Source organism: Arthrobacter sp. CMU6 (assembly GCF_059090205.1).
On sequence record NZ_JBNHFL010000045.1, the window covers coordinates 1 to 26,627 of the forward strand.

General features: G+C 66.6%; 22 protein-coding genes and 1 pseudogene. 9 read left to right on the forward strand and 14 right to left on the reverse strand.

Going from position 1 to position 26,627, the window contains the following annotated elements:
- The 9 genes from AC5RWD_RS21775 to AC5RWD_RS21815 form a co-directional block, all read right to left on the reverse strand.
- On the reverse strand, window positions 1-229 hold a 229-nt coding region (locus tag AC5RWD_RS21775; protein ID WP_494022008.1), incomplete at its 3' end, for an aldehyde dehydrogenase family protein.
- A 238-nt stretch (window positions 230-467) separates the two neighbouring features.
- Window positions 468-1,868, reverse strand: coding sequence for an MFS transporter (locus AC5RWD_RS21780; RefSeq protein ID WP_494022009.1), 1,401 nt, complete (start codon window positions 1,866-1,868; stop codon window positions 468-470).
- A 63-nt stretch (window positions 1,869-1,931) separates the two neighbouring features.
- Window positions 1,932-3,446 (reverse strand): NAD-dependent succinate-semialdehyde dehydrogenase, encoded by a 1,515-nt coding sequence (locus tag AC5RWD_RS21785; RefSeq protein ID WP_494022010.1) that lies wholly within the window; start codon window positions 3,444-3,446, stop codon window positions 1,932-1,934.
- Between the two features lie 60 nt (window positions 3,447-3,506).
- A complete protein-coding gene (locus AC5RWD_RS21790; protein WP_494022011.1) occupies window positions 3,507-4,310 on the reverse strand; it encodes an HpcH/HpaI aldolase family protein in 804 nt (267 codons plus the stop codon).
- A complete protein-coding gene (gene hpaH / locus AC5RWD_RS21795; protein ID WP_494022012.1) occupies window positions 4,295-5,080 on the reverse strand; it encodes a 2-oxo-hept-4-ene-1,7-dioate hydratase in 786 nt (261 codons plus the stop codon). Before hpaH ends, AC5RWD_RS21790 begins: the two co-directional genes overlap by 16 nt.
- A 3-nt stretch (window positions 5,081-5,083) precedes the next feature.
- On the reverse strand, window positions 5,084-6,169 hold the full coding sequence (gene hpaD, locus AC5RWD_RS21800; RefSeq protein ID WP_494022013.1) for a 3,4-dihydroxyphenylacetate 2,3-dioxygenase: 1,086 nt from the start codon (window positions 6,167-6,169) through the stop codon (window positions 5,084-5,086).
- A gap of 40 nt (window positions 6,170-6,209) precedes the next feature.
- The gene (hpaE, locus tag AC5RWD_RS21805; protein ID WP_494022014.1) at window positions 6,210-7,751 is read right to left on the reverse strand and encodes a 5-carboxymethyl-2-hydroxymuconate semialdehyde dehydrogenase; all 1,542 of its coding nucleotides are present in this window, start codon (window positions 7,749-7,751) and stop codon (window positions 6,210-6,212) included.
- A gap of 24 nt (window positions 7,752-7,775) precedes the next feature.
- Window positions 7,776-8,480, reverse strand: coding sequence for a GntR family transcriptional regulator (locus AC5RWD_RS21810; protein ID WP_494022015.1), 705 nt, complete (start codon window positions 8,478-8,480; stop codon window positions 7,776-7,778).
- The gene (locus tag AC5RWD_RS21815; protein ID WP_494022016.1) at window positions 8,473-9,939 is read right to left on the reverse strand and encodes a fumarylacetoacetate hydrolase family protein; all 1,467 of its coding nucleotides are present in this window, start codon (window positions 9,937-9,939) and stop codon (window positions 8,473-8,475) included. Before AC5RWD_RS21815 ends, AC5RWD_RS21810 begins: the two co-directional genes overlap by 8 nt.
- Window positions 9,940-10,164: 225 nt before the next feature.
- Between AC5RWD_RS21815 and AC5RWD_RS21820 the strand changes: the two genes are divergently transcribed.
- Window positions 10,165-12,075 (forward strand): FAD-binding monooxygenase, encoded by a 1,911-nt coding sequence (locus tag AC5RWD_RS21820; RefSeq protein ID WP_494022017.1) that lies wholly within the window; start codon window positions 10,165-10,167, stop codon window positions 12,073-12,075.
- A gap of 200 nt (window positions 12,076-12,275) precedes the next feature.
- The gene (locus AC5RWD_RS21825; protein ID WP_494022018.1) at window positions 12,276-13,772 is read left to right on the forward strand and encodes an APC family permease; all 1,497 of its coding nucleotides are present in this window, start codon (window positions 12,276-12,278) and stop codon (window positions 13,770-13,772) included.
- Here AC5RWD_RS21825 and AC5RWD_RS21830 read toward each other — a convergent pair.
- Window positions 13,728-14,429 (reverse strand): AmiS/UreI family transporter, encoded by a 702-nt coding sequence (locus tag AC5RWD_RS21830; protein WP_494022019.1) that lies wholly within the window; start codon window positions 14,427-14,429, stop codon window positions 13,728-13,730. The two genes, AC5RWD_RS21825 and AC5RWD_RS21830, sit on opposite strands and share 45 nt — an antisense overlap.
- A 208-nt stretch (window positions 14,430-14,637) precedes the next feature.
- Between AC5RWD_RS21830 and gdhA the strand changes: the two genes are divergently transcribed.
- Window positions 14,638-15,975 carry an NADP-specific glutamate dehydrogenase gene (gene gdhA / locus AC5RWD_RS21835; RefSeq protein WP_494022020.1) on the forward strand — a complete coding sequence of 446 codons (1,338 nt, stop codon included), beginning with the start codon at window positions 14,638-14,640 and terminating at the stop codon, window positions 15,973-15,975.
- A gap of 64 nt (window positions 15,976-16,039) precedes the next feature.
- Here gdhA and AC5RWD_RS21840 read toward each other — a convergent pair whose 3' ends face one another.
- From AC5RWD_RS21840 to AC5RWD_RS21850, 3 genes and pseudogenes are all read right to left on the reverse strand, one after another.
- A complete protein-coding gene (locus AC5RWD_RS21840; RefSeq protein ID WP_494022021.1) occupies window positions 16,040-16,999 on the reverse strand; it encodes an AraC-like ligand-binding domain-containing protein in 960 nt (319 codons plus the stop codon).
- Window positions 17,000-17,152: 153 nt separating this feature from the next.
- Window positions 17,153-18,191: pseudogene (locus tag AC5RWD_RS21845) on the reverse strand (alanine racemase).
- Window positions 18,192-18,296: 105 nt separating this feature from the next.
- Window positions 18,297-18,887, reverse strand: coding sequence for a TetR/AcrR family transcriptional regulator (locus AC5RWD_RS21850; RefSeq protein ID WP_494022022.1), 591 nt, complete (start codon window positions 18,885-18,887; stop codon window positions 18,297-18,299).
- A gap of 120 nt (window positions 18,888-19,007) precedes the next feature.
- On the opposite strand from AC5RWD_RS21850, the gene AC5RWD_RS21855 reads away from it, so the two are divergent.
- On the forward strand, window positions 19,008-20,993 hold the full coding sequence (locus AC5RWD_RS21855) for a primary-amine oxidase (protein ID WP_494022023.1): 1,986 nt from the start codon (window positions 19,008-19,010) through the stop codon (window positions 20,991-20,993).
- Window positions 20,994-21,002: 9 nt separating this feature from the next.
- The gene (locus tag AC5RWD_RS21860) at window positions 21,003-21,479 is read left to right on the forward strand and encodes a hypothetical protein (protein ID WP_494022024.1); all 477 of its coding nucleotides are present in this window, start codon (window positions 21,003-21,005) and stop codon (window positions 21,477-21,479) included.
- Between the two features lie 42 nt (window positions 21,480-21,521).
- Here AC5RWD_RS21860 and AC5RWD_RS21865 read toward each other — a convergent pair whose 3' ends face one another.
- Window positions 21,522-22,073, reverse strand: coding sequence for a flavin reductase family protein (locus tag AC5RWD_RS21865; RefSeq protein ID WP_494022025.1), 552 nt, complete (start codon window positions 22,071-22,073; stop codon window positions 21,522-21,524).
- Window positions 22,074-22,333: 260 nt separating this feature from the next.
- On the opposite strand from AC5RWD_RS21865, the gene pstS reads away from it, so the two are divergent.
- The 4 genes from pstS to pstB all read left to right on the forward strand — a co-directional run bounded on the left by pstS (window position 22,334) and on the right by pstB (window position 26,471).
- The gene (gene pstS, locus AC5RWD_RS21870) at window positions 22,334-23,455 is read left to right on the forward strand and encodes a phosphate ABC transporter substrate-binding protein PstS (protein WP_494022026.1); all 1,122 of its coding nucleotides are present in this window, start codon (window positions 22,334-22,336) and stop codon (window positions 23,453-23,455) included.
- 121 nt (window positions 23,456-23,576) lie between these two features.
- Window positions 23,577-24,509 carry a phosphate ABC transporter permease subunit PstC gene (gene pstC, locus AC5RWD_RS21875; RefSeq protein ID WP_494022027.1) on the forward strand — a complete coding sequence of 311 codons (933 nt, stop codon included), beginning with the start codon at window positions 23,577-23,579 and terminating at the stop codon, window positions 24,507-24,509.
- The gene (gene pstA / locus AC5RWD_RS21880) at window positions 24,510-25,619 is read left to right on the forward strand and encodes a phosphate ABC transporter permease PstA (protein ID WP_494022028.1); all 1,110 of its coding nucleotides are present in this window, start codon (window positions 24,510-24,512) and stop codon (window positions 25,617-25,619) included. It abuts the gene before it with no gap.
- 72 nt (window positions 25,620-25,691) lie between these two features.
- Complete coding sequence (gene pstB / locus AC5RWD_RS21885; RefSeq protein WP_494022029.1) at window positions 25,692-26,471, forward strand: phosphate ABC transporter ATP-binding protein PstB; 780 nt, start codon at window positions 25,692-25,694, stop codon at window positions 26,469-26,471.
- Window positions 26,472-26,627: the final 156 nt, after the last annotated feature.

Here is a 26,627-nt window from a genome sequence, read left to right on the forward strand (position 1 = left end):
GTTCGACGGCGTCAGCGGCCTTGAGCAGCGCGGCGGACCGGGCGTCGTGGCCCAGCGCGGCCCACCCTGGCTGGGCGGCCCGGGCGGCGGCTACCGCGCGTTCGAGGTCCGCAACGGTGTGGACCGGCGCCTCGCCCACCACACCGCCGGTAGCGGGATCGAAAATGGTCCGGCTGTTCTCGCCGGGCGTGGCGGTAATGCTCGCAAGCAGTGAATCGTAAGTTTCCAAGAGGTACTCCACTTCGAGTAGGAAAGTGCGCTCAGCCGGGCGGCGAGGCGGGCATACCCAAGTGTTGTCCGCGGGCGGGGCCGCTGGCTTGTCTTTGGGTGCAGAACCCTTGACTTGGGGCGAACTGACTGGCTGACCTGCGTGCGCGAACTGATGACGCCCGGGCAAAGCCGGCTGGCCGGAGCGAACCAAAAAAGGTCCGCTCCGGCCAGTGCTGCGTGTCGGTGTGGAGGCAGGGTTACACTCCGGCGGGCGTCTTTGCCGTGTCGGCCGAATCCGCCCGGCGCCGGTCGAAGACAGTGGCACCGACCTCCTGCTCGGCCTGGTTGTTGATGCCCAGGTCGATCCCCTTGCGTTCCCGGATCACCAGGACAGCGGCCGCCGAAACGAGAGCCACAATGAGCAGGTAGACGGACACGGAGGCTGTTGTTCCGGTGGCCTGGACCAGGGCGGTGGCGATCATCGGAGCGAACGCGCCGCCGATGATGGCGCCGAGCGCGTAGGAAATCGCGACGCCGGAAAACCTGACCGAGGCGGGGAACAGTTCGCTGTAGAGGGCTGCCTGCGGGCCGTAGGTCAGGCCGAGTCCAACTGTGAACAGTGCAAGGCCAAGGAACAGCGCCCAGATGTTGCCGGTGTTCACCAGCCAGAACAGCGGGAACACCGTGACGATGAGGCAGCCGTAGCCGATGAGGTAGGTCTTCTTGCGGCCAATGCTGTCGGCCAGGTAGCCGGAGACCAGCGTGAAGATGAACCACAGGGCAGCGGAGCCGGTCACTGCGACGAGCACTTCCGTGCGGTCCATGGCCAGTCCGGCGGGATTGGCGGCATAGCTGAGGATGTAGCCGCCGGTGGTCATGTAGCCGGCGGCATTGTTGCCGGCGAAGACCAGGGCCGCGATGACGACAAGCAGCCAGTGCTTCCTGAAAAGTTCGACAACCGGGACGCGGGTCTGCTGCTTCTTTTGGGCGATCTCCTCGAAAACCGGGCTTTCCTCCACGCTGCGCCGGACCATGAAGCCGACGACGATCAGGACGAAGCTGAGCAGGAATGGAATACGCCAGCCCCACTGCACAAAGGCCGCACCGGGGGAGACCACACCGGACATCAGGGCCAGGACGCCGGAGGCCAGCAGCATGCCGAGCGGAACGCCGAGCTGGGGAAAGGCACCGAACAGGCCGCGTCTGCCGCGGGGCGCGTGTTCGACCGCCATGAGGACGGCACCGCCCCATTCGCCGCCGGCCGAAACGCCCTGCAGGATGCGCAGAATCAGCAGCAGGATGGGCGCCACGACACCGGCCGTCTCGAAAGTCGGCAGCACGCCGATGAGGGTAGTGGCCGCCCCCATCATGATCAGCGTGATGACCAGCATGGCGCGGCGGCCCAGGCGGTCCCCGAAGTGTCCGGCCAGGAACGCGCCCAGCGGACGGAACAGGAAGCTGAGTCCCACCGAGGCGAAGGAGATCAGGATCCCGATATTGTCGCCGGCCGGTTCGAAAAACAGCTTCGCGAACACCAGGCCCGCGGCGTTGGCGTAGATGAAGAAGTCGTACCACTCGATGGTGGTTCCGATGATGGTGGCGAACGCTACGCGGCGGTCCGTTGCCGAGCTGCGCTGCCCGTGCTGGGAAGTGCTCAATGTTTTTCCTTGCTGTCGGGACACGTCATTGTGTGTGCGGCGTTGTGTGGATCCGTCGTTGCGTCAGTTCGTGTAGGGGTCGGCGATGCCGATGTACTGGGTGGTGGTGTATTCGGCGATGCCCTCCGAGCCGCCTTCGCGGCCGAGTCCTGATTGCTTGACGCCGCCGAACGGCGCCGCGGCGTTGGAGATGACGCCGGCATTGAAACCGACCATGCCGAATTCGATCTGCTCGGCCACGCGCAGGAGACGGTTGAAGTCGCGGCTGTAGAGGTAGGAGGCGAGGCCGTACTCGGAGGCGTTGGCCAGTTTGATGGCGTCTTCCTCGGTGGTGAAGGTGGTGACGGGGGCGACGGGGCCGAAGATTTCCTGGCCCAGGATCGCTGCGTTGTTGGGGACGTTGGCGAGGACGGTGGGCTGGTAGAAGTAGCCGGGGCCGTCCACGGGGGATCCGCCGGTGACGGCGGTGGCTCCGGCGTCGACGGCGGCGGTCACGAGGGCGTGGACGTCGTCCCGTGCGCCGGCGTCAATCAGCGGACCGACCTGGGTGGCGGGTTCAGTGCCGCGGCCGGTGGCCAGGGCGCCCATCGCAGCAGCGAACCTCCGGGTGAATTCCTGTGCCACTGATTCGTGGACGAGGAACCGGTTCGCTGCGGTGCAGGCCTCGCCCATGTTCCGCATCTTGGCGGCCATGGCACCTTCGACGGCGGCGTCGAGGTCGGCGTCCTCGAACACGATGAACGGGGCGTTCCCGCCGAGTTCCATGGAGGTCCGCAGGACGTTCTGGGCGGCGTCGGCCATGAGGCGTTTGCCGACAGGGGTGGAGCCGGTGAAGGAGATTTTGCGCAGGCGTGGGTCGGCCAGCAGCGGCCCGGAGATGCCGGAGGCGCTGGAGGAGGCGACGACGTTGAGGACGCCGGCCGGGAGGCCGGCTTCCATCATGGTCTGCGCGAAGTACCGGGCGGTGAGCGGGGTGAGTTTCGCCGGTTTCAGAACCATCGTGCAGCCGGCCGCGACGGCGGGGGCGACTTTGCGGGTGGCCATGGCCAGCGGGAAGTTCCACGGTGTGATCAGCAGGCAGGGCCCGACGGGTTTGTGCTGGACCAGGATCTTGTTCTTGCCTTCGGGGGTGGTGAGGTAGCGGCCGTAGTCGCGGACGGTTTCCTCGGAGAACCAGCGCAGGAACTCGGCCCCGTAGGTGACTTCTCCGCGGGCCTCGGCCAGCGGCTTGCCCATTTCCAGGGTCATCAGCAGCGCGAAGTCTCCGGACCGCTCCGTCACCAGGTCGAAGGCGCGGCGCAGGATCTCGGCCCGAACCCTGGGTGCGGTCCGCGCCCAGGAGGCCTGGGCGGCGTCGGCGGCGTCCAAAGCGTCGAGGGCGTCCTCGCTGGTTGCCGAGGCGAGGGTGGCGAGCACCTGCCCGGTGGCGGGGTCGTGCACGTCAAACGTGCCGCCGTCGGACGCGTCCCGCCACTGGCCGTTGATGAGCAGGCCGGTGGGCACGGACGCGAGCAGTGCGGCTTCGCGCTCGGGAGAGACGGAGGCCGGCGAGAGGGCAGGGGAGAGCGAAGTGGTCATGCGGGAGTCTCCTTGGCAAGGTGTGTGGGTTTCGACAGGCTCAACCAGCGGGGATTTGACCTAGTAGCTGGCCGGGGCGTCGCCGTCTGCGGCCGGGATGTACTTGGCGGCGAGTGCTTCGGAGCCGCGGGCGAGCAGGGCGACGTCGGCGCCCACCAGTACAAACGAGGCACCGTTGGCGAGGTAGTGGCGGGCGGTGTCCGGGTTGAAGGCGTTCACGCCGGCGGGTTTGCCGGCCGCTTGTGCGGCGGCCAGGCAGTGCTCGACGGCGGCGCGCACCTCGGGGTGTTCCTGCTGTCCCAGCAGCCCCATGGAGGCGGCGAGGTCGGAGGGGCCCACGAAGATGGCGTCGACGCCGTCGACCTTCAGGATGTCCTCCACCGCCTCCACGGCAGCGGTCGACTCGATCTGGACGTTGACGCTGATTGTGTCCGCTGCCCGGGCCAGGTAGTCCGGGACCCGGTTCCAGCGGGCCGCGCGGGCCAGGGCCGAGCCGACGCCGCGGACCCCGTGCGGCGGGTAGCGGGTGGCAGCCACCGCGGCCTCGGCCTCGGCCACGGAGTTGACCATCGGAACCAGGAGGTTCTGCACGCCCAGGTCCAGGTACTGCTTGATGAGGACGGTGTCGTTCACCGGTGGCCGGACCAGGGTGTGGACCGGGTAGCCGTGGGTGGCCTGCAGCTGGGCGAGGAGGGATTCGAGGCCGTTGGGGCTGTGCTCGGCATCCACCAGGAGCCAGTCCAGGCCGGACCCGGCACAGAGTTCGGCAATGAGCGGGCTGCCGGAGCACACCCACATCCCCGCGAGCGGCCGGTCCGCCGCCACCAAAGCAGACCGGAAGGTGTCTTCTACTCGAAGCGGCATGTGACGCTCCCGAGGGGTCCGTAGTCGGCGTGGACGGTGTCGCCCTTGTATACCCAGAGCGGGCGGGTGAAGGAGCCGGCGAGGATGATGTCGCCGGCCTTCATGCTGTCCCCGTGCACGGCGAGCTTGTTGGCCAGCCAGTGCACCCCGTTGGCCGGGTGGTCCAGGACGCCGGCGGCGACGCCGGTTTCCTCCACGGTCTGGTTCTTGTAGAGGATCGCTGAGACCCAGCGGAGGTCTACGGCGTCCGGTTTCACCGGGCGGCCGCCCACCACCATGGCGCCCATGGCTGCGTTGTCGGAGATGGTGTCCACGATGGTCCGGCCCTCCATCTCGATCCGCGAATCGAGGATTTCCAGGGCCGGAACCACGTAGTCGGTGGCGTTCAGGACGTCGAAGATGGTGCAGCCCGGGCCCTTGAGCCCGTCCTTGAGGACGAATGCCAGTTCCACCTCCACCCGGGGATGGGTGTACTGGTCCCATTGAACGGAGCAGCCGGTTTCCAGGACCATGTCATCGAAGATGGCACCGTAGTCCGGTTCGGTGATGCCGGTGGCGGCCTGCATGGCCTTGGACGTGAGGCCGATCTTGCGCCCCACCAGGGTCCGGCCGGCGTCCTCGTTGCGGCGCCGCCACAGCTGCTGCACTGCGTAGGAGTCCTCCACCGTCATCTCCGGGTACCGGGCCGTCAGGCGGGGCACAGGGGTACGGGTCCGGCCGGCTTCCACCAGCTCGTCCGCGATGGCCTCGATCGTCTTCGCGTCCAGCATGGTTTAGACCTGGGCTCCGAGCTTGAAGCCCGTCCGGTCGTCTTCGGAGGACCCCTCTTTGCGGGTGTAGGAGAAGCCGTCGGCGCCGACGGTCACGGCCATTTCGCTCTTTTCCTCGCGTTCGATGACCGGCTGCGGGTTGCCGTCGAGGTCCAGGACCAAGGAGGCTTCGGTGTACCAGGACGGGACGACGGGGTTGCCCCACCAGTCGCGGCGCTGGTTGTCGTGGACGTCCCAGGTGATGGTGGGGTTGTCCGGGTCGCCGGTGTAGTAGTCCTGGGTGTAGATCTCGATGCGGTGGCCGTCCGGGTCCAGGATGTAGAGGTAGAAGGCGTTGGAGACGCCGTGCCGGCCGGGGCCGCGTTCGATCCGGTCGCTGATGCGCAGGGCGCCCATCTTGTCGCAGATCTGGATGATGTTGTGCTTTTCGTGGGTGGCGAAGGCGACGTGGTGCATGCGCGGGCCGTTGCCGCCGGTGAGGGCTGTGTCGTGGACGGTCTGCTTGCGGTGCATCCAGGCGGCGTAGGTGACGCCGTCGGAGTCCTTGATGTCTTCGGAGACGCGGAAGCCCAGGTCCTCCAGGTACTTGCGGCCGCGGGGAACGTCGGGGGTGACCTGGTTGAAGTGGTCCAGGCGCACCAGTTCACCGGCGGAGTAGAGGTCGTACCGCTGGGTGAGGCGCTCGACGTGCTCGGTCTCGTAGAAGAACTCGTAGGGGAAGCCCAGCGGGTCCTCGACGCGGACGGAATCGCCGATGCCCTTGGTGAAGCCTTCCTTGCGGCGTTCGGTGCGGCAGCCCAGTTCCTTGTAGTAGGCCTCGGCGGCGTCCACTTCGGCGGGGGACTTCACCCGGTAGGCGAAGGCTGCGACGGCGGCGATGGGTCCCTGGCGGAGCACCAGGTTGTGGTGGATGAACTCCTCCAGGGAGCGGAGGTAGATGGTGTTCTCGTCCTCTTCGGTGACGTGCAGGCCCAGGACGCCGACGTAGAACTCACGGGACTTGGCGAGGTCCGTGACCACGATCTCCATGTAGGCGCAGCGGACGATGTCCGGTGCCGGGACGGTGGGGGTGGGAACGAAGTTGGTCATGATGGTCTCTCTTCTTTGAGCAGGTAAGGGGGAGTAGTTCTTAGCCCTCGTTGGCAGCGGAGGCTTCGATGCTGCCGAATTTGGGGGTGTGGACTGAGCCGAGCGTGATGTGGACGGCTTGCTGGTCGGTGTAGAAATCGATGGAGCGGTAGCCGCCCTCATGGCCCAGGCCGGAGGCCTTGACGCCGCCGAACGGGGTGCGCAGGTCGCGGACGTTGTGGCTGTTCAGCCACACCATGCCGGCCTCCACGTTCTGGGAGAAGTTGTGTGCCCGGGTGAGGTTCTGGGTCCAGATGTAGGCCGCCAGGCCGTACTTGGTGTTGTTCGCCAGGGCGAGGGCTTCGTCGTCGTTCTCAAACGGGGTAATGGCGACGACGGGACCGAAGATCTCCTCCTGGAAGATCCGGGCGTCGGGGGACACATCGGCGAAGACAGTGGGGGCGATGTAGTTGCCCTCCGTCAGGCCCTCGGGCCGCCCGCCGCCGGCAAGCAGCCGGCCCTCGGACTTGCCGATCTCCACGTAGGAAGCCACCTTTTCGTAGTGCTCCGGGTGCACCAGGGCGCCCACCTGGGTCTTGGGATCGTGCGGGTCGCCGACCACGATGTTCTTTGCACGGGCGGCGTACTTCTCGCAGAACTCGTCGTAGATGGCGCGTTCCACCAGGATGCGGGAGCCGGCCGTGCAGCGTTCGCCGTTGAGCGAGAAGACCCCGAACAGGGCGGAGTCGATGGCGGCGTCGAGGTCGGCGTCGGCGAACACGACGCACGGGGACTTGCCGCCGAGCTCCATCGAGAGGCCCTTGAGGTTGGCGGCGGCGTTGCGGAAGATGGTCTGGCCCGTGGTGGTCTCGCCGGTGAAGGAGATCAGCGGGACGTCAGGGTGCTTGACCAGGGCATCGCCGGCTTCCTCGCCCAGGCCGTTGACCAGGTTGAACACGCCGTCGGGCAGTCCGGCCTCCTTGAAGATGGTGGCCCACAGCGAGGCCGAGAGCGGGGTGAATTCGGCCGGCTTGAGGACCACGGTGTTGCCGGTGGCCAGGGCGGGGGCCAGCTTCCAGGATTCGAGCATGAACGGGGTGTTCCACGGGGTGATGAGCCCGGCGACGCCGATCGGCTTGCGGTTCACGTAGTTGATCTGGGAGCCGGGGACCTTCATCGCGTCGTCGAACTGGGCCACGATCAGGTCCGCGAAGAAGCGGAAGTTCTCCGCCGCACGCAGCGCCTGGCCCTTGGCCTGCGTGATGGGCAGCCCGGTGTCGAAGGTCTCCAGCTCGGCGAGCCGGGCCTCCTGGGCTTCGACGGCGTCGGCGATCTTGTTCAGGACGCGGGCGCGTTCGCGGGGTTTCATCTTCGGCCAGGGGCCGCTAACAAACGCTTCGCGGGCCGCGGCGACGGCGAGCTCGATGTCTTCCTTCTGGCCTGCCGCGGCAGTGGCGTAGTTTCGGTTGGAAACCGGGTCCAGGACATCGAACGTCGCCCCGCCCACCGAGTCAACGAACTTGCCGTTGATGAAGTGCTGGATGTGGGTGGGCAGGTTCTCGGGAACGTAGTGCTTGGCTGCTGTTTCTACAGGGGTCGTCATCGTTGAAGTCCTAACTGTGCGGTCTTAAGGAGTGGGGTGAGTTTGGGAGAGGTAGGCGTCCAGGGTGGCGCTGCGGTGGAGCCGTGCTGCTTTTTCGATGGTGTCGGCGTCGGCGCCGGTTTCAATGAGCTTCAGGAGGGCCTCGTGTTCGTCCACGGACTCGTGGGCGCGGCCGGGAACAAAGCGGAAGGTTGAGGACCGCAGTGATGCCAGCCGGTTCCAGCCGCGGTGGACCAGGTCCAGGATGTGCGGGTTGGGGCAGTGCTCGAACAGGACGCTGTGGAAGTCCTGGTTGAGCCGGGTGAAACGGACGGGATCGAAGTGCTTCAGGCACTCGCGCATCTCGGCGTTCACGGCGCGGGCCCGGGCAATGTCCGCTTCGCCGACCAGCGGCGCGGACAGCGCGGTGGCCGCACCCTCGACGATGCTCAGGGTCTGCATCGTGTAGAGGTACTCGGTGGGGTCGATACCCGCCACCGTGGCCCCGACGTTGCGTTCGAACTTCACCAGGCCCTCGGCCTCGAGTCGGCGGATCGCTTCCCGGACCGGGACCACGCTGAATCCGAGGTCCTTGGCAATGGCGGCCAGGACCAGCCGGTAGCCGGGGGTATAGGTGCCTTCCACGATCCGCGCCTTGATGGCCTGGTAGGCCTGCTCGGACTTGCTGCCGGCGGTGCCCTCAGTGATGCTGTCATCAGAGCCGGCGGTGGCAGTGGCTGTTTCAGTCATTGGCTTTGCCTGCTTTCCATTCCTCATACCGCGCCCGCCATGCAGCGTTGGGCGGGTAGAGCCCGTCCACGCTGTGTCCCTGCTCGACCATTTCGGCGATGAAAACCTCTTCGTGTTCCTGGGTGATGGAGTCGTTGGCGACTTCCTCGGCCAGGGCCGGCGGGATCACCAGGATCCCGTCGGAGTCGGCGACGATGATGTCCCCGGGCTGGACGGTGGTGCCGCCGCAGGCGATGGTGATGTCCGTGTCCCACGGGATGTGGCGGCGGCCCAGCACTGCGGGGTGCGGATTGGAGTAGTAGGTGGGCAGTTCCATGGCGGCCACGGCGGAGAAGTCCCGGACACCGCCGTCTGTGATGATGGCCGCCGCGCCGCGGACCTGGGCGCGCAGGGCCAGGATGTCGCCGATGGTTCCGGTGCCCTTCTCGCCGCGGGCCTCCATAACCAGGATCTCGCCCTCGTTGACCGAATCGATGGCGCGTTTCTGGGCATTGAAACCGCCACCGTGCGTCTTGAAGAGGTCCTCACGGTTGGGCACGTAGCGCAGTGTACGGGCAAGGCCCACCACGCGCTTTTCCGGACGGGTGGCGGTCAGGCCGTCGATGCTGACGTTGTTAAGGCCGCGCCTGCGCAGCTGGGAGGACAGCGTGGCGGTGCAGACGCTCTCCAGCTTCGCCTTCAACTCCGGGCTCAGCGCGGATTCTGCAGCGGGAAGGCCAGCTGCCTCCCGCGAGCCGTAGGCCTCTTCGCGCTGGAGGTCATCGGCCTTGGGCCGGGCACCAAAGTCGGCGAACGCCGTCGTGCCTTCCGTAACAGTGGTGGTGAGGCGGCCGGTGCTCAGCCCGCCGTCGGCCGTGCTGACCTCCACCTCCAGTACATCGCCGGGTACGGCGACGGAGGCGCCGGCGGGTGTGCCGGTGAGGATGATGTCCCCCTCCTCGAGGGTGAGGAGCTGGGACAGGTCCGCCACGAGCCGGGCGAAAGGGAAGAGCAAGTCTTCGGTGGTGTCGTCCTGGACCAGTTCGCCGTTGTGCCAGGTGCGGATGCGGAGATTGGCGGGGTCGACGGCGTCTGCCGGAATCAGTGCCGGGCCCACCGGGGTGAAACCGTCGCCGCCCTTGGAGCGGAGGTTGGATCCCTTGTCCGCGTAGCGCAGGTCGTACACGCCGAGGTCGTTGCTGGCAGTCACCGCAGCGACGTGGCCCCAGGCGTCCTCGACGTCGACGCGGCGGGCGGCCTTGCCGATGATGATGGCGATCTCGCCCTCGAAGCCGAGGAGTTCGCAGCCGGCCGGACGTTCGACGGCGGTGCCGGTCAGGGACAGTGAGGACGACGGCTTCAGGAAGTAGGAGGGCTGCGCCGGCGTCCGGCCGCGCTGGGCTGCACGGCTGGGGTAATTGATGTGCACCGCGATCACCTTGCGTGCTGCTGCCAGGGTGTCGTCGTTGACCTGCTCCAAAGCGTTCTCCTCATCAAGTACGAAATCGTATACGAAACATCTTGGACCGCTTCCGGCCCCGCGTCAACCCCCGTTTGGTGGAAGGGAAAGGCGCTTGTAACCCGGCTCATATGTGACGTACAGTACTGAAGCATAACCACGATTTCTAATATCGAACCATCTGTTCCGATATAGAACACAAGAGATTTGGCGAAAGCCAGCCACACATTGAAGTGAGGAAAGCCCGTGCAGTTCCACCACCACGGTTACGTTTCCGGTGACCCGCGCATCCAGCCGGCCGCCGGCGTCGGCATCAACCGCCCCGAAGAGCTGCCCGACGAAGTCGACGTGCTCATCGTTGGCTCCGGCCCCGCGGGCATGCTCGCAGCCGCCCAGCTCTCCCAGTTCCCGGACATCACCACACGCATCGTGGAGCGCCGCGGCGGACGCCTGGCGATCGGCCAGGCCGACGGCATCCAGGCCCGCAGCGTAGAGACCTTCCAGGCCTTCGGCTTTGCCGAGGAGATCACCGCAGAGGCCTACCGGATCACCGAGATGGCCTTCTGGAAGCCGAGCCCGGAAAACCCGAAGCACATCTACCGTGCCGCCCGCGCGGTGGACGACGAGATGGGCATCAGCGAGTTCCCGCACCTCATCGTCAACCAGGCCCGGGTGCTGGATTACTTCGCCCGGGTCATGGCCTATTCGCCGACGCGGATGACCCCCGACTATGGCTACGAGTTCCGCAGCCTCGAGGTCGCGGACGCAGGGGAATACCCGGTCACCGTCACCCTGGTCCACACAACCGGTGAGCTGGCAGACCAGGAGCGCGTCGTGCGCGCCAAGTATGTGGTGGGTGCCGACGGCGCCCGCAGCAGAGTCCGTGAATCCATCGGCTGCACGCTCGCCGGAGACCAGGCCAACCACGCCTGGGGCGTCATGGATGTCCTGGCAGCCACCGACTTCCCGGACATCCGCACCAAGTGTGCCATCCAATCCCACGACGGCGGCAGCATCCTGCTGATCCCGCGCGAGGGCGGCCACCTGTTCCGCATGTACGTCGACCTCGGCGTCGTGCCGGAGAACGATAACGGCGCCATCCGCAAGACCACCATCGAGCAGATCATCGCCCACGCGAACCAGATCCTGCAGCCGTACACCCTCGACGTCCGCAACGTCGCCTGGCACAGCGTGTACGAGGTGGGCCACCGCCTCACCGACAGGTTCGACGACGTTCTGCCCGCCGAGCGGGCCACCCGCACGCCGCGTGTGTTCATCACCGGCGACGCCTGCCACACGCACAGCGCCAAGGCGGGCCAGGGCATGAACGTGTCCATGCAGGATGGCTTCAACATCGGCTGGAAGCTGGGCCACGTGCTTGAGGGCCGCAGCCCCGAGTCGCTGCTCGCCACGTACTCCGCGGAGCGCCAGGTGGTTGCGAAGAACCTGATCGACTTCGACAAGGAATGGTCCACCTTGATGGCCAAGAAGCCCGAGGAGTTCGACGACCCCTCCGAGCTCGAGGACTTCTACGTGCGCACCGCCGAGTTCCCGGCCGGCTTCATGACCGAGTACGCGCCGTCGATGATCGTCGCCGAGGCGAAGCACGCCGGGCTGGCCACGGGCTTCCCGACCGGCAAGCGCTTCAAGTCTGCTCCCGTGCAGCGCGTCTGCGACACCAACCCACTCCACCTGGGTCACCAGGCAACGGCCGACGGCCGCTGGCGCATCTACGTGTTCGCCGACGCCGCCGAAGCCGGCGCCGCATCACCGACCACTGACTTCGCAAAGTGGCTGGAGAACTCGCCGGAGTCCCCTCTGGCGGCCCAGCCGCAAGGTGCCGACACCGATGCCTGGTTCGACGTGAAGGTCATCTACCAGCAGGACCACAGGGGCATCGACATCAACGCAGTCCCTGCCGTGTTCAAGCCGGAGGTAGGGCCGTTCAGGCTCACCAACCTCGAAAAGGTCTACGGCACCGACCCGAAGGCCGATATCTTCGAGCTGCGCGGCCTTGACCGCGGCGGCGTCGTGGTGGTGGTCCGCCCGGACCAGTACGTGGCGAACGTCCTGCCGCTGACCGCGACGGCGGAGCTCGCCGCGTTCTTCGCGCCCCTGCTGCCGTCCCGCCGCGGACTGGTGGGCAACCACGCCTGAGAGTAAGGAACTGCCGGGGAGCGCAACACCTCCCCGGCAGTTCTATTTTGGCCCTGCAGGTCACGACCAGTGCGCTGAGGCACAACAACTGATCGCTGCCAGACAAGCCCTATGCAGCCGGGACTGCCAAGCTGGAATTCAAGGTGCGAGGCCTTAGCCGGCACCCTTCTCCAGCGCTCATGACCGTTAAGAAGGATCCAATGAGTATTTCAAATTCCGAGTCCCGGACTGCAGAAGCAAATCCGTGCAAGGAGCAGTCCACCGCCCTCCGCGCGGGCAGCGTCGGCGTTCTGGGCATTCTCTTCTTCGTACTTTCAGCCCAGGCTCCGCTGACCGGCATCGTCGGTGCAGCGCCCCTGGCGGCTGCTCTCGGCAATGGCGCCGGGGCACCTGGTGCTTACCTCGTCGTTGGCATCGTCATCGTCATCTTCGCCGTCGGGTTCGTGGCGATGAGCCGCAAGGTGCAGGCCAATGGGGCCTTCTACGCCTACATCACCGCCGCCTTCGGCAGAAAGACAGGCACTGGAGCTGCGTGGCTGGCACTTCTGGCGTACAGCACGGTGCAGGCTGCCATGTACGGACTCTACGGCGCGGCCTTCTCCGGCCTGCTGGGTACCGCCGGGGTAACCATTCCCTGGTGGCTGCTCGCGGTAGTCACCATGGCAGGCGTGCAGGTGCTTGGCTCGATGAACATCGAACTCGGCGCCCGCGTCCTGGCAGTCCTTGTGGGCCTGGAAGTGGCGATTCTGCTGTTGTTCGGATTCACCGTCCTGTTGAAGGGTGGAGGCCCTGAGGGCCTGGACATGGCAGCCTCGTTCTCCCCTGAGGCGATCGCAACCGGCGCCCCCGGCGTTGCCATCATGTTCGCCGTTGCCTCCATGTTCGGCTTCGAGTCAACCGCCATCTACTCTGCCGAGGCCAAGGATCCCCACCGGACGGTGGCGCGCGCAACCTACCTCTCCGTGGGCATCATCGCCGTGTTCTTCGCCTTCATCACCTGGATGCTGGTGAGCTTCTACGGGCCCTCGCACGTCATCGATGCCGCCGGGGCCGCCCTGGAGTCCGGAGACGCGACCTCCTTCGTGATCGGGCCGCTTGTCGAGTTGTTTGGCCCCTGGGCCGGCGTGACTGCAGGAATTCTCCTGGTGACGTCCCTCCTGGCCGGCATCATCGCCTTCCACAACGGCATCAACCGCTACCTCCATTCGCTGGCGCTGCGAGGTTCCCTGCCCGCTGTCCTGGCGCGGACCAACAGGCACCGTGCCCCTGCATCCGCAGCTTGGGTCCAGACCACTGTCGCCGTGCTGCTCGTGGCGCCGTTCGCGGTGCTGGGAATGGACCCTGTGCTGACGCTCTTCTCGTGGTTCAGCGGGCTCGCCGTTGCGGCGCTGCTGGTGCTGTACATGCTCTGCTCCCTCGCCGTCGTCGCATTTTTCCGCCGCGAACGGGTGTCCGGACAGCTCTGGCAGACCCTCATCGCACCGGCCCTTGCCGCGCTGCTGCTGGCCTGGGTCCTCTACCTTGTGGTCAGCAACTTCACCTCCCTGATCGGCGGGAACGCCGAAACAGCCGTCGGGCTGCTGGTTGCCGTCCCCGTGCTGTTTATCGCCGGAGTGCTGGCGGAAAACGGAGTGGAGAAGCGTGGCCGCACCTCAAACCCCGCGTTCTCCGATGAGGCTGCTGTTCGCGCCGACTGACGGTTCGTCGCCCCGTCGGCTGCCCCGCCCTCCGTCCCACCGGGCGATGCCGCCGGCGAGCAGCAGCAGCAGCGCGAGGCACGCCGCGGCTCCGCCGGTCATTGCCGGGTCGCCGGGCCACTGCCCGGTGATCCCGAGAAAGGCCGGCACCGTTGCTGTCGCCTGGCTGGCCAGAACCAGGGACCAGCCGATCAGCGGCAACAGCCGGCTGTGGCCCAGTGCCAGCGAGAAGAAGAACAGCATCCACAGGTAGGACCAGCAGAGCCACAGCACCGCGAGCAGCGGGTCCGTGGGGAACCAGGCCGCGGCGAGCAGGAGGCCGCACCCGGCCACCATGCCGCAGAACCAGCCGAGGCCCCGTGACCCGAGCCCGAGCAGGAAATCCAGTCCCACATAAACGTAGGTCAGGCCGAACAGGAACATGCCGGACGCCGAAAGCAGCAGTTGCACGCTGCCGCCGCCGGTGTCCGGAGCTGGGCTGCCATCACGAAAGGTTCCTGAATACGTGACGGCCAGGTAAGCGATGCCCAGGAGCAGCTGGAGGCTGCCGATGGCCAGGCTCAGCACGGCTGCGTCCCGGCGGGGGAGGACCCCGAGGGTGGCGAGCCCGTTGATCAGCAGTGCGGCGCCCGAGAGGAGGAGGCAGACGTGGGTCACGGCAGCTTCGCCTCACCCAGGCTCCGACTGGCGGTTAGTTTCGTTTTCTGAAATGTTGGTATCACAATACGGAATGCTAACGACCGAACGGCGTGCCCGCGCGGGCGGGCCGGTCGCAATCCGTCGGATCAGCAGTTGGGGCGCAAAGCGGCGCGCGGTGCCGCCCGGGCGCCGCCCCGCCGCAGGCGCAGAATGAGGAGTGAAGTTCATGGATGCACGGCTGGAGGCGGTCAGGGACACAGTCCTGGCGCGGAACCCGGGCGAGGCTGAGTTCCATCAGGCGGTGGTCGAGGTGTTCGGAAGCCTTGGCCCGGTCCACGACCGGCACCCCGAATTCCTTGAAGCCGCCATTCTGGAACGGCTTTGCGAACCCGAGCGGCAGATTATCTTCCGGGTGCCGTGGACCGATGATTCAGGCCGGGTCCAGATCAACCGCGGCTTCCGCGTGGAGTTCAATTCGGCGCTCGGCCCCTACAAGGGCGGCCTCCGGTTCCACCCCTCCGTTTACCTCGGGATTGTGAAATTCCTCGGCTTCGAACAGATCTTCAAGAATGCGCTCACCGGCATGCCCATCGGCGGCGGCAAGGGCGGTTCCGACTTCGACCCCCGGGGCCGCAGCGACGCCGAAGTCATGCGGTTCTGCCAGTCGTTCATGACCGAGCTCTACCGCCACATCGGGGAGTACACCGACGTGCCGGCCGGCGATATCGGCGTGGGCGGCCGCGAAATCGGCTACCTCTTCGGCCAGTACAAACGCATCACCAACCGCTACGAATCGGGAGTCCTGACCGGCAAGGGCATCTCCTGGGGAGGTTCGCTGGTCCGGCCGGAGGCCACCGGCTTCGGCACGGTGATCTTCACCGAGGAGATGCTCAAGACGCGGGGTTCGTCCTTCGACGGGCAGCGCGTGGTGGTTTCGGGCTCCGGCAACGTTGCCATCAATGCCATCGCCAAGGCCCAGGCGCTCGGCGCCACCGTGGTGGCCTGCTCCGATTCGTCCGGGTACATCGTGGACGAGTCCGGGATCGACGTCGGGCTCCTCCGCCAGGTCAAGGAAGTGGAACGCGGACGGCTCAAGGACTATTCGCTGCGCCGTTCCGGCGTTTCGTACGTGGAGGCCGGTTCCGTCTGGGACGTGGACGCCACTGTGGCGCTGCCGTGCGCCACGCAGAACGAGCTCGACGGCGGTGCTGCCGCCCGCCTGGTCCGCAACGGACTGCTCGCCGTCGGTGAAGGCGCCAACATGCCCTCCACCCGCGACGCCGTGGCGGTGTTTCAGGAGGCGGGGGTGCTGTTTGCGCCCGGCAAGGCCGCCAACGCAGGCGGTGTGGCCACGTCGGCGCTCGAGATGCAGCAGAACGCGAGCCGTGACTCGTGGTCCTTCGAGCATACGGAAGAGCGCCTGACGGACATCATGGTGGGAATCCACCACCGCTGCGCCTCCACCGCGGACGAGTATGGCGATCCCGGCAACTACGTGCTGGGTGCGAACATCGGCGGCTTCGTCAAAGTGGCGGACGCAATGCTCGCGCAGGGGCTAATCTAGACGCCAGGCTGATCCAGACGCCGGATTGATCCACGTTCCGGACTGATCCTGGGCGCCGGCTGATCTAGGCGCCGCGCCGCCAGTCGCTGGGCGATTCACCGAAGGCTTCCCGGAACGTGCGGCTGAAATGCGCCGCGTCCAGGAATCCCCATCGTGCCGCCACGGCTCCCACGGAGGTGCCCGAGTGCAGCGGATCCCTGAGGTCCCGGCGGACCCGCTCCAGCCGGCGGCTCCGGATCCAGCTGGCAACCGTGCTGCCGGATTCGTGGAAGACGTTGTGCAGGTGGCGGGTGGAAATGAAGTGCGCCGCGGCAATGCTGGCCGGCGACAGCTGCGGATCAGCGAGGTTCGCCTCAATGTAGTCACGAATCGACGTCGCCAGCAGCGCCTGCGGCTTCATGCTGTCCGCCGCCAGGTCCAGTTCCGAATGGAGCATGGTGGAGACGAGATCCAGGGTGTTGGCCGCCAGCCGGGAACCGCTCGGTCCGCTGAGTGCCTCCAGGTTGCCGGCGAGCTGCGTGATGAATGGTCCCACAATGCTTGCCAGCCCCGTTTCGCCGGCCAGGCGGACTGCCGACAGCTGTCCCACGTAGTCCGGCGGCAGCGACAGCGAATCGTGCGGGAACATGACCACCATCATCCGGGCCTGCTCTTCGAACGCCAGCGTGTACGGGCGGTTCGTGTCATAGATGGCCAGGTCGCCGGGGCGGAGCACGGCCTCGCGGTTGTCCTGGATGAGGAGTCCGGTGCCCTCCAATTGGAGGTTGAGCTTGAAATAGCGCTGGCCGGACTGCGCCAGAAGTGCCGGTGTGCGATGGACGCTGTGGCCCGACGCCGAAACCTCCACGATGCACGTGCGGTCCAGCACTCTGGAGCGCATGCGGCCGCGGAACTGTTCGGGCCGGTCCGTTTCGGCGGCCAGTGGCACAAAGGACTGCGCCACGAGGTGCCTCCAGTGGTCAAAGGAGGTGGCCACGCTGGAGGTGAGGGTCTGGTCCGCGGGGCGGATCGTGGTTGCTGGCATGAACGTTCCTGACGCCGGTCGGCTGTCTGATGGCGGGTCCCCAACACTGTGTCCTGGGACACAGTCATTTCAGGTTAGCGGCGAAATTCTGCCCTGTCATCTTTTTTCAACATGTGGCGAAAAAAGATTCCGTCACCAGCAAAGGCCGTGCCCTTACTTGTTCTTGCCCCGGGCTGCCACCATCCAGCGGTCCACAAGCGCGCCGCCGCTGACCACTGCGACGTCGTCCACCAGGTTCATTGCGAGGCACACATGGTTGGGGACGACGCGCAGCCGGTGCCCAATGGCGGGCGCAGTGCCGGGACCGGGCCACTCGACAGTTGCGTGGTGCTCCGACAGTGCTGTGATGCGGGCGTCAGGGTGATCCAGCAGCCGTCCGAAGCCGCTGGCCCACGCCGGCCGGTCGCTGCCGAGAACTTTGCTGCCGGCGTCGATGATGAAACGCGCCGGTCCGTCCGCAGGGGTTTCGTGGTGGCAGTGCGATGTCCTCGGCGGCGCACCGTCCCAGCTCCATCTGCTGGGCGTCGCCAAAGACGTAGACGCCCGGGCGCACCTCGGTGGCGGCTGAGTTCCCGGTCAGCATCGCCGTCGGGGTGGAGCCGCCGCTGCGGCAGGTGATGCTGAATCCTGCCCCCGCTAAAACCTCGGACGCCCGGTTCAGGGCCCGTTGCTCCTGCCTGGCCGCCTCGAGCGGCATGCCCGGCGCGTAGCTGTGTCCCGGGAAGGTAAATACTCCGGCGACTTTCAGCCCCGCTCGCGCCGCTGCTTCGGCGACCGGAACGACGGATTCCGGATGGACGCCGCTGCGGTGGTGGCCGCTGTCGACTTCCACGAGGGCGCTGACGCTCCCCGCGGCGCTCCCCAGGCCGGATCCCAGCGTGGTTGCCCCCTCCACGGAGTCCACGCCTACGGCGATCTGCGCAGTCTGCGACAGGCGCCGAAGCCGCTCGGCCTTCTGCGGCGAAATCCAGAGCGGGTAGGCGATGAAGAGGTTGTTCACTCCGGCAGCCGCGAACACTTCAGCTTCGCCGATGGTGGCTACCGTCAGACCGGAGGCTCCGGCTGCGATCTGGCGGACGGCGATTTCGGGAATCTTGTGGGTTTTGGCGTGCGGGCGCAGGCTCAGGCCCCGTGCCCGGACGGCTGAGGCCATCCGCTCGATGTTCCGGTCGAGGACGTCGACGTCGATCATGATTTCCGGCGTATCGATTTCCTGCGGGATGGTCACTGCCGGCGCCTCCTGGCCGTAGGTCGGGTTCTCGCGGTCCGGGCGGGGCTGCGAGGCGGAGGTCCTAGGCTAGCGTGTCAGCAGGGAAAGGAAGCCCTCGAGCTGCGCGTCCAGTCCGAGCTCCGTCTGGCCCTCCGGAAGCAGAGCGGCTGCGATCTGGGCGCCCAGCAGCATGTTGAGCAGCTGGCCGGCCAGGCTGCCGTCGTCGACGGCGGTACTAACGTCCCCGCTGTCCCTGGCCTCCGCCAAATGGCGCCGGATGGCATCGAGCCACTGCTGCATTGATTCCCGGTGGATCTGTGCCTTGCCGGGATCGTTGATGGCCTTCTGCCAGAAGGGGATGACGATCCGGGCTTCGTTGATCCGCTCCTCATCCAGCGGGAGCACTTCCGCGCAGAAGGCCCGCAGGGCCGCCAGCCCGGAAAGCCCCGAGGTGACTTCTGCGATGCGCTCGTTGGTCCGGTTGAAGACGTGGCCGAACGCGAAGGTCAGCAGCGTGTCCTTGGTGGGAAAGTACGGCTTGAGGGCACCGTTCGCGAAGCCTGCCTCGGTGGCGATTTCCCGCATCGTGGCGCTTTCAATGCCCATCCGGGCGATGATCCGCCAGGTTGCATCCACGAGTTCCAGGCGGCGCTCGTCGTGATCAACAATCTTTGGCACGCAGCCGCTCCCCAGTAAATATTTTCGCCCAGACTCTTGTGAGCTATCTTACGTTCGCTTATTCTCTACAAGTATAGAAAATAAACAGCCGACCCGCCAGGGTCCCTGACAAAGGCCGCCATGACGCTCTCCATCACAGAAACAGCCAGCCCGTTCCGCCTTGCCTCAGCCGCGGACATCAGCGAGGTGCAGGGCATTCTCCGCTCCGGCGGCCTCCTTGGACCGGAGAAGCGCATTGCCTACCTGGGCCTCCTTGACCCGGCCCGAAGGACTGGCCCTGCCCGTGAAACTGTCTCGGCCCGCGGCGCCGGCAGCGAGGCGGAAGACCGGCGGTTCCGGGTCTTCATCCATGACGTCTCCGGCGCCCGGCCCCAGGACGTCACTGTCTCGGTCACCAGCGGCACGGTGGTCTCCGCCGTCGAACTCGATACCGCGGCAACCGGCGAACTGCCGGTCCTGGAGGAGGAGTTCGAGGTGGTTGAGCAGCTCCTGGCCGCCGACGAGCGGTGGCTGAAGGCCCTGGCCGCACGGAACCTGGACGTCAGCAAAGTCCGGGTCGCACCGCTGTCCGCAGGAGTCTTCGAATACGCGGAGGAGAAAGGCCGCCGGATCCTGCGCGGGCTCGCCTTCGTGCAGGACTTCCCCGAGGACAGCGCCTGGGCCCACCCGGTGGACGGGCTGGTGGCCTACGTGGACGTGGTCAGCAAGGAAGTCACCCAGGTCATTGACCTTGGCCCAATGCCGGTCCCGGCCGAGCACGGCAACTACACCGACCCCGGGCTCACCGGTCCGCTCCGCACCACCCAGAAACCCATCAGCATCACCCAGCCCGAAGGCCCCAGCTTCACGGTAACCGGCGGCAACCACATCGAGTGGGAAAAGTGGAGCCTGGACGTCGGCTTTGACGTCCGCGAGGGCGTGGTGCTGCACAACATCGCCTTCCGGGACGGGGACCGCCTCCGGCCCATCATCAACCGCGCATCGATCGCCGAGATGGTGGTCCCTTACGGCGATCCGTCCCCGGTCAGGTCCTGGCAGAACTACTTCGACACGGGGGAGTACCTGGTGGGCCAGTACGCCAACTCCCTCGAACTGGGCTGCGACTGCCTCGGCGACATCACCTACCTCAGCCCGGTCATCAGCGACGCCTTCGGCAACCCGCGCGAGATCCGCAACGGCATCTGCATGCACGAGGAGGACTGGGGCATCCTGGCCAAGCACAGCGACCTCTGGTCCGGCATCAACTACACCCGCCGGAACCGCCGCATGGTGATCTCCTTCTTCACCACCATCGGCAACTACGACTACGGCTTCTACTGGTACCTCTACCTCGACGGCACCATCGAATTCGAGGCCAAGGCCACCGGCGTCGTCTTCACCTCCGCATTCCCAGAAGGCGGCTCGGACAACATCTCGCAGCTGGCACCGGGGCTGGGAGCGCCGTTCCACCAGCACCTCTTCAGCGCCCGCCTGGACATGGCCATCGACGGCTTCACCAACAGGGTTGAGGAAGAAGACGTGGTCCGGCAGGCCATGGGCCCGGGCAACGAACGTGGCAACGCGTTCTCCCGGAAGCGCACCGTGCTGACCCGCGAGTCGGAGGCAGCCCGCGAAGCCGACGCCCGCACCGGCCGGACCTGGATTATCTCCAACCCCGAATCCCGCAACCGCCTGGGCGAGCCGGTGGGCTACAAGCTGCACGCCCACAACCAGCCCACCCTGATGGCCGACCCCGGGTCCTCCATTGCGCGGCGGGCCGCCTTTGCCACCAAAGACCTGTGGGTCACCCGCTACGCCGAAGACGAGCGCTACCCGACCGGAGACTTCGTCAACCAGCATTCCGGCGGCGCGGGCCTGCCGTCCTACATCGCCCAGGACCGCGACATCGACGGCCAGGACATCGTCGTGTGGCACACCTTCGGCCTGACCCACTTCCCGCGTGTGGAGGACTGGCCCATCATGCCGGTGGACACCGTCGGCTTCAAGCTCCGCCCCGAAGGCTTCTTCGACCGCAGCCCCGTCCTGGACGTCCCGGCTAACCCGAATGCACAGTCTGATTCCCACTGTCAGCCCGCCGGTGAAGCCCCTGGCCACTGTCACGGCTAGGCTCACGCCGTGACCGCCCTCCCGGGTTCGCGCCGCATCCTGCACTCCCGCACCGTCTCTGCCGTGACCGCCGCGTCATGCGGAGTGCACCTGTGGCTTGTCGCAGGGAACCACCACGGACCGTGGCTAGGCGCAGTGATGCTCGCGATGGTGGGGGTTTGCCTGCCGTGCGCCGTTCACCTGTGGCGCGGCGGCCGGGAGAAGGCCCTCCGCCAGGTGATGGGCTGCGCCCTGGCCATGACGGCGTTGCACGCTGTGCTGCTGCTGGGCGCCCCCGCCCTTTCCGGGAGTGGCACCTTCGGCCACAGCCTGTCCGGCCACGCCCACGCCGCAGTGCCAGCGCACGGCGCTGGCACTGCGGCAGCTTCAGGCGCCCAAGGCCTGCTGGCCGTCGTCGTCCTGGAAATTACGACGGCGTTCCTCGCCGCGACGCTGCTCGCCCGCCTTCGCTCCGTCCCCCGGGCGGGTGCGGTGGCGGCCCGCTGACAGAACGCCCCTTATTACTGTGCGTAGTGGCGTGCCGGAGGTTTACGGTGCCAGCCGGCGGAACTCCGAGCCGAAATGCACCAGCGGGTCCGGCGCCTCGGACGGTTCCGCGCCGCTGCCCATGGACACCACCTCGCCCACAACCAGCAAATGCGTGGCGGCAGGATGGACAGACACCGTGCGCAGCTCAAAGTAGGCGAGGCAGCCGTCGATAATTGCTGATCCCGTGGCCGGTCCGCGCCGGAAAGGGACCTGTGCAAGCAACCCGTGCAGCGGTGTTCCCGGACTGGCCAGCCACGTCGCCGTGCCCTCGTGCTTGCCGGAGAGCACGCTCAGGGCCCAGGTGCCCGCCTCCGCCACGGCTTCGCCAATGCGGGATTCCGCGTACAGGCTGACCAGCATGGTGGGCGGGTCGTAGGACACCGGGAGGACGCCGCTGACGGTGGCGGCATAGTCACGGTTGCCCAGCCGGGTGGAAGCCACCGCGACTCCGGCAGTGATGTCCGAACTCAGCCCGCGGTACAGGTCCACGTCGGCGTCCGACGGCGGGCCGTCACCCAGGCGGCGCGCGTCCAGCGGCCCTGAAGTTTCCATGAGCCCCATCGTGCCACGTGGGGCCCTTGTTGCGGCCGTTAATAGTGTGACGGAAGCACTACGACTGTGACGCAGCCAACGCAATGGCAACTCAGCATGTGTAAGCCAATGGCCCGCCGTCGTTAACCCTCCGTTCACCTTGGACCCCAAAACTTGTTACCTGCGGCCCATAACTTCAGTGAAGGTACAAAAGTACGCATCTCCCGTTCGGACGTCTCCGGTCCGCACCGCATCGAAAAACCCTGGAAGGGGTACATCCAGTGAAGGCACTCCGCTTCGGCCGCCACGCGGCAATCGCTGTTATCGCCGCTGGCGCACTCGCGCTCACCGCCTGTGGTTCAGACAATGCCACGAACACCGCCCCGGCAGGCAGCGCCTCCGCCGCCGGCACCAAGGTCACCGGTACCCTGACCGGCATCGGCTCCTCCGCGCAGGGCGCGGCCATGGATGTCTGGAAGACCAACTTCGCCTCCGCCAACCAGGGCGCCACGGTGCAGTACTCCCCGGACGGCTCCGGCGCCGGGCGCAAGGCCATCCTCGACGGTTCGGCACAGTTCGCCGGTTCCGACGCGTACCTGAAGGACGAAGAACTGGCTTCGGCCAAGAAGGTCTGCGGCCCCGAAGGTGCCATCGAGATCCCCGTCTACATTTCGCCGATCGCCATTGCCTTCAACCTGCCGGACATCACCGAGCTGAAGCTGGACGCCCCCACCGCGGCCAAGATCTTCCGTGGCGAGATCGCCAAGTGGAATGACCCCGCCATCGCGGCGCTGAACCCGGACGCCAAGCTCCCGGACCTCGCCGTCACCCCGGTGAGCCGCTCTGACGACTCCGGCACCACCAAGAACTTCACCGAGTATCTCTCCGCCGCTGCTCCCGATGTCTGGAAGGACAAGGCCGACGGCATCTGGCCTGCATCCCTGAAGGGCGAGAACGCCAAGGGCACGTCCGGCGTCGTCAAGACCGTCACCGACACCCCGGGTGCCGTGACCTACGCCGATGACTCCGCCGTCGGCGGCAAGCTGGGCATCGCCCAGATCAAGGTTGGTTCCGAGTTCGTCAAGATCTCCCCGGAAGCTGCCTCCAAGGCAGTCGACGCCGGCAAGCCTGTTGAAGGCCGCGCCGACACCGACGGTGCCATCAAGCTTGACCGCACCACCACCGAGGCCGGTGCCTACCCGGTGGTCCTGGTTTCCTACCACATCGTCTGCTCCTCGTACGACAAGCAGGAAACCGTTGACCTGGTCAAGGCATTCGAGACGTACGTAGTTTCCGAAGAGGGCCAGAAGGCTGCCGCCGAGTCCGCCAAGTCGGCTCCGATCTCCGCCACCCTCGCCGAGAAGGCCGTCAAGGCCATCGAATCCATCAAGGTCAAGTCGTAACGTTGACCTGAACGCCGAGGTTCCCCGCCCAGCCGCCAGGCAGGGCGGGGAACTTAGCCGTGTAAAGCGCGGTTTCAGCACGATTCACATTTGACGCATCAACAACACCGAAGGGCCGGGTATGACCACCACCTCCCTGACCAGTTCCCGAGGCGCCGGCCGCGCCGGGGACAAAGTCTTCTCCGGAGCGGCCCTCGCGGCAGGCTGCCTGATCCTTGCCGTACTGTTCGGCGTGGCGCTCTTCCTCGTCATCCAGGCAATTCCCGCCTTCACGGCCCCCGCGGCGGACATCCAGGGCGGCGAGGGCTTCTTCGCCTACATCTGGCCGATCGTCCTCGGCACCCTCATAGCGGCCATCATCGCGCTGGCCATCGCCACGCCGGTGTCCATCGGCGTCGCCCTCTTCATCTCGCACTTCGCCCCGCGCGGCCTCGCCTCCGGCCTCGGCTACGTGATCGACCTGCTCGCAGCGATCCCCTCCGTCATTTACGGTGCCTGGGGCGCTGCCTTCCTTGCCCCCCAGATTTCGCCCGCCTACGGCTGGCTCGCCGCGAACATGGGCTGGCTGCCCATCTTCCAGGGGCCGGCCTCTGCCACGGGCAAGACCATCCTGACCGCCGGCATCGTGCTGTCCGTCATGGTGATCCCCATCATCACTTCGCTGTGCCGCGAGATCTTCCTCCAGACCCCCAAGCTGCACGAGGAAGCAGCCCTCGCATTGGGCGCCACCCGCTGGGAAATGATCAAGATGTCGGTGCTGCCCTTCGCCCGCCCGGGTATCATCAGCGCCGTCATGCTGGGCCTCGGCCGCGCCCTGGGTGAAACCATGGCCGTGGCGCTCGTGCTGTCTTCCGGGGCACTGACCGCCAGCCTGATCCAGTCCGGCAACCAGACCATCGCCGCCGAGATCGCTCTGAACTTCCCCGAGGCCAGCGGCCTCAAGGTGAGCACGCTGATCGCAGCGGGCCTGGTCCTGTTCGTGATCACCCTCGCCGTCAACATGATCGCCCGGTGGATCATCAGCCGGCACAAAGAATTCTCGGGAGCCAACTAAATGACCTCCACCCTGACCCCGGTCCGCAAGCGGTCCGCCCTGACCAAGGGCCAGCTGCCCAAGTACGCCCCCTACGTGGTCCTGGGCGTCGCGCTGGTCCTCGGGGCCGCCATCCTTGCCCTGATCGGATTCAATGCCTTCGGCTGGGGAGTCGTCAGCGCAATCCTGTTCGCCGCCGGACTCGTCGGATGGAGCGCCGCCGTTGAGGGCGCACGCAAGGCCAAGGACAAGCTGGCCACCTGCCTCGTGGTGGGCGCCTTCCTGATCGCCCTGCTCCCGCTGATCTCCGTCATCTGGACCGTCATGGTCAACGGCATCCCGGGCCTGCTCAACCCCGGCTTCCTGGGGACCTCGATGAACGGCGTCACCGGCGTATTCGACAACCGGGCGGCAGATGGCACCGGACCGGTCCTCGGCGGCATCTACCACGCGCTCCTCGGCACGGTGCAGATCACCCTGCTGGCCACTGTCATCTCCGTTCCGGTGGGCCTGCTGACGGCGATCTACCTCGTCGAATACGGCAACGACCGCCCCCTGGCCCGAGCCATCACCTTCTTCGTGGACGTCATGACCGGCATCCCGTCCATCGTCGCCGGCCTCTTCGCTGCCGCGTTCTTCTTCGCGGTGGTAGGGCCCGGCACCAAGACCGGCGCCGTCGCCGCGGTCGCGCTGTCCGTGCTGATGATCCCGGTGGTGGTCCGCTCCAGCGAGGAAATGCTGAAGATCGTGCCCAACGAGCTCCGCGAGGCGTCCTACGCGCTGGGCGTCCGCAAGTGGCGGACCATCCTCAAGGTGGTCATTCCGACGGCGATCTCCGGCATTGCGTCCGGTGTCACCCTGGCGATCGCCCGGGTTATCGGCGAGACGGCGCCCATCCTGGTGACCGCAGGGTTCGCGACGAGCATCAACAACAACGTGTTCGGCGGGTGGATGGCTTCGCTGCCCACGTTCATCTACACCCAGATCCTGAACCCCACCTCCCCGTCCAATCCCGATCCGTCGTCGCAGCGTGCGTGGGGTGCAGCTCTGGTCCTCATCATCCTGGTGATGCTGCTCAACCTCGGCGCCCGACTGATTGCCCGGGTCTTCGCCCCGAAGACAGGCCGCTAGGCCGGACCGCCCATACCGGCCTGCGCGGCCGGGCTCTAGACTTCATTTCATACCAGCAAGTTAAGGAACATCATGTCCAAGCGCATCGACGTCAAAGACCTGAACGTGTACTACGGCGATTTCCTGGCCGTGGAAGATGTCAGCATCAACATCGAGGCCAAGTCCGTCACGGCGTTCATCGGCCCCTCGGGCTGCGGCAAGTCCACCTTCCTGCGCACGCTGAACCGCATGCACGAGGTACTGCCTGGCGCCCGGGTCGAGGGCGAGGTGCTGCTCGACGGCGACAACCTGTACGGGCCCGGAGTGGACCCGGTGACGGTGCGCTCCCAGATCGGCATGGTATTCCAGCGGCCCAACCCGTTCCCCACCATGTCCATCCGGGACAACGTGCTGGCCGGTGTGAAACTGAACAACCAGAAGATCTCCAAGGGCGAGGCCGATGCCCTGGTGGAGCGCTCGCTCCGCGGTGCCAACCTCTGGAACGAGGTCAAGGACCGCCTGGAGAAGCCGGGCTCGGGACTGTCCGGCGGCCAGCAGCAGCGCCTCTGCATCGCCCGCGCCATTGCGGTGGAACCGCAGGTGATCCTCATGGATGAGCCGTGCTCCGCCCTGGACCCGATCTCCACCCTGGCCGTCGAGGACCTCATCAACGAGCTCAAGGACCAGTACACCGTGGTGATCGTGACCCACAACATGCAGCAGGCCGCCCGCGTCTCCGACAGGACGGCGTTCTTCAACATCGCCGGCACCGGAAAGCCGGGCAAGCTCATCGAGTTCGCCGAAACCAGCACCATCTTCAACAACCCGAGCCAGAAGGCCACCGAGGACTACGTCTCCGGCCGCTTCGGATAATCCCCAGCCGCACCCCAGGCTCGCACGCTCGCCCGGGGACCCCTGCGGCTGTGGGCCCACCCAGCCGCACCCCAGGCTCGCACGCTCGCCCGGGGACCCCTGCGGCTGTGGGCCCACCCAGCCGCACCCCAGGCTCGCACGCTCGCCCGGGGACCC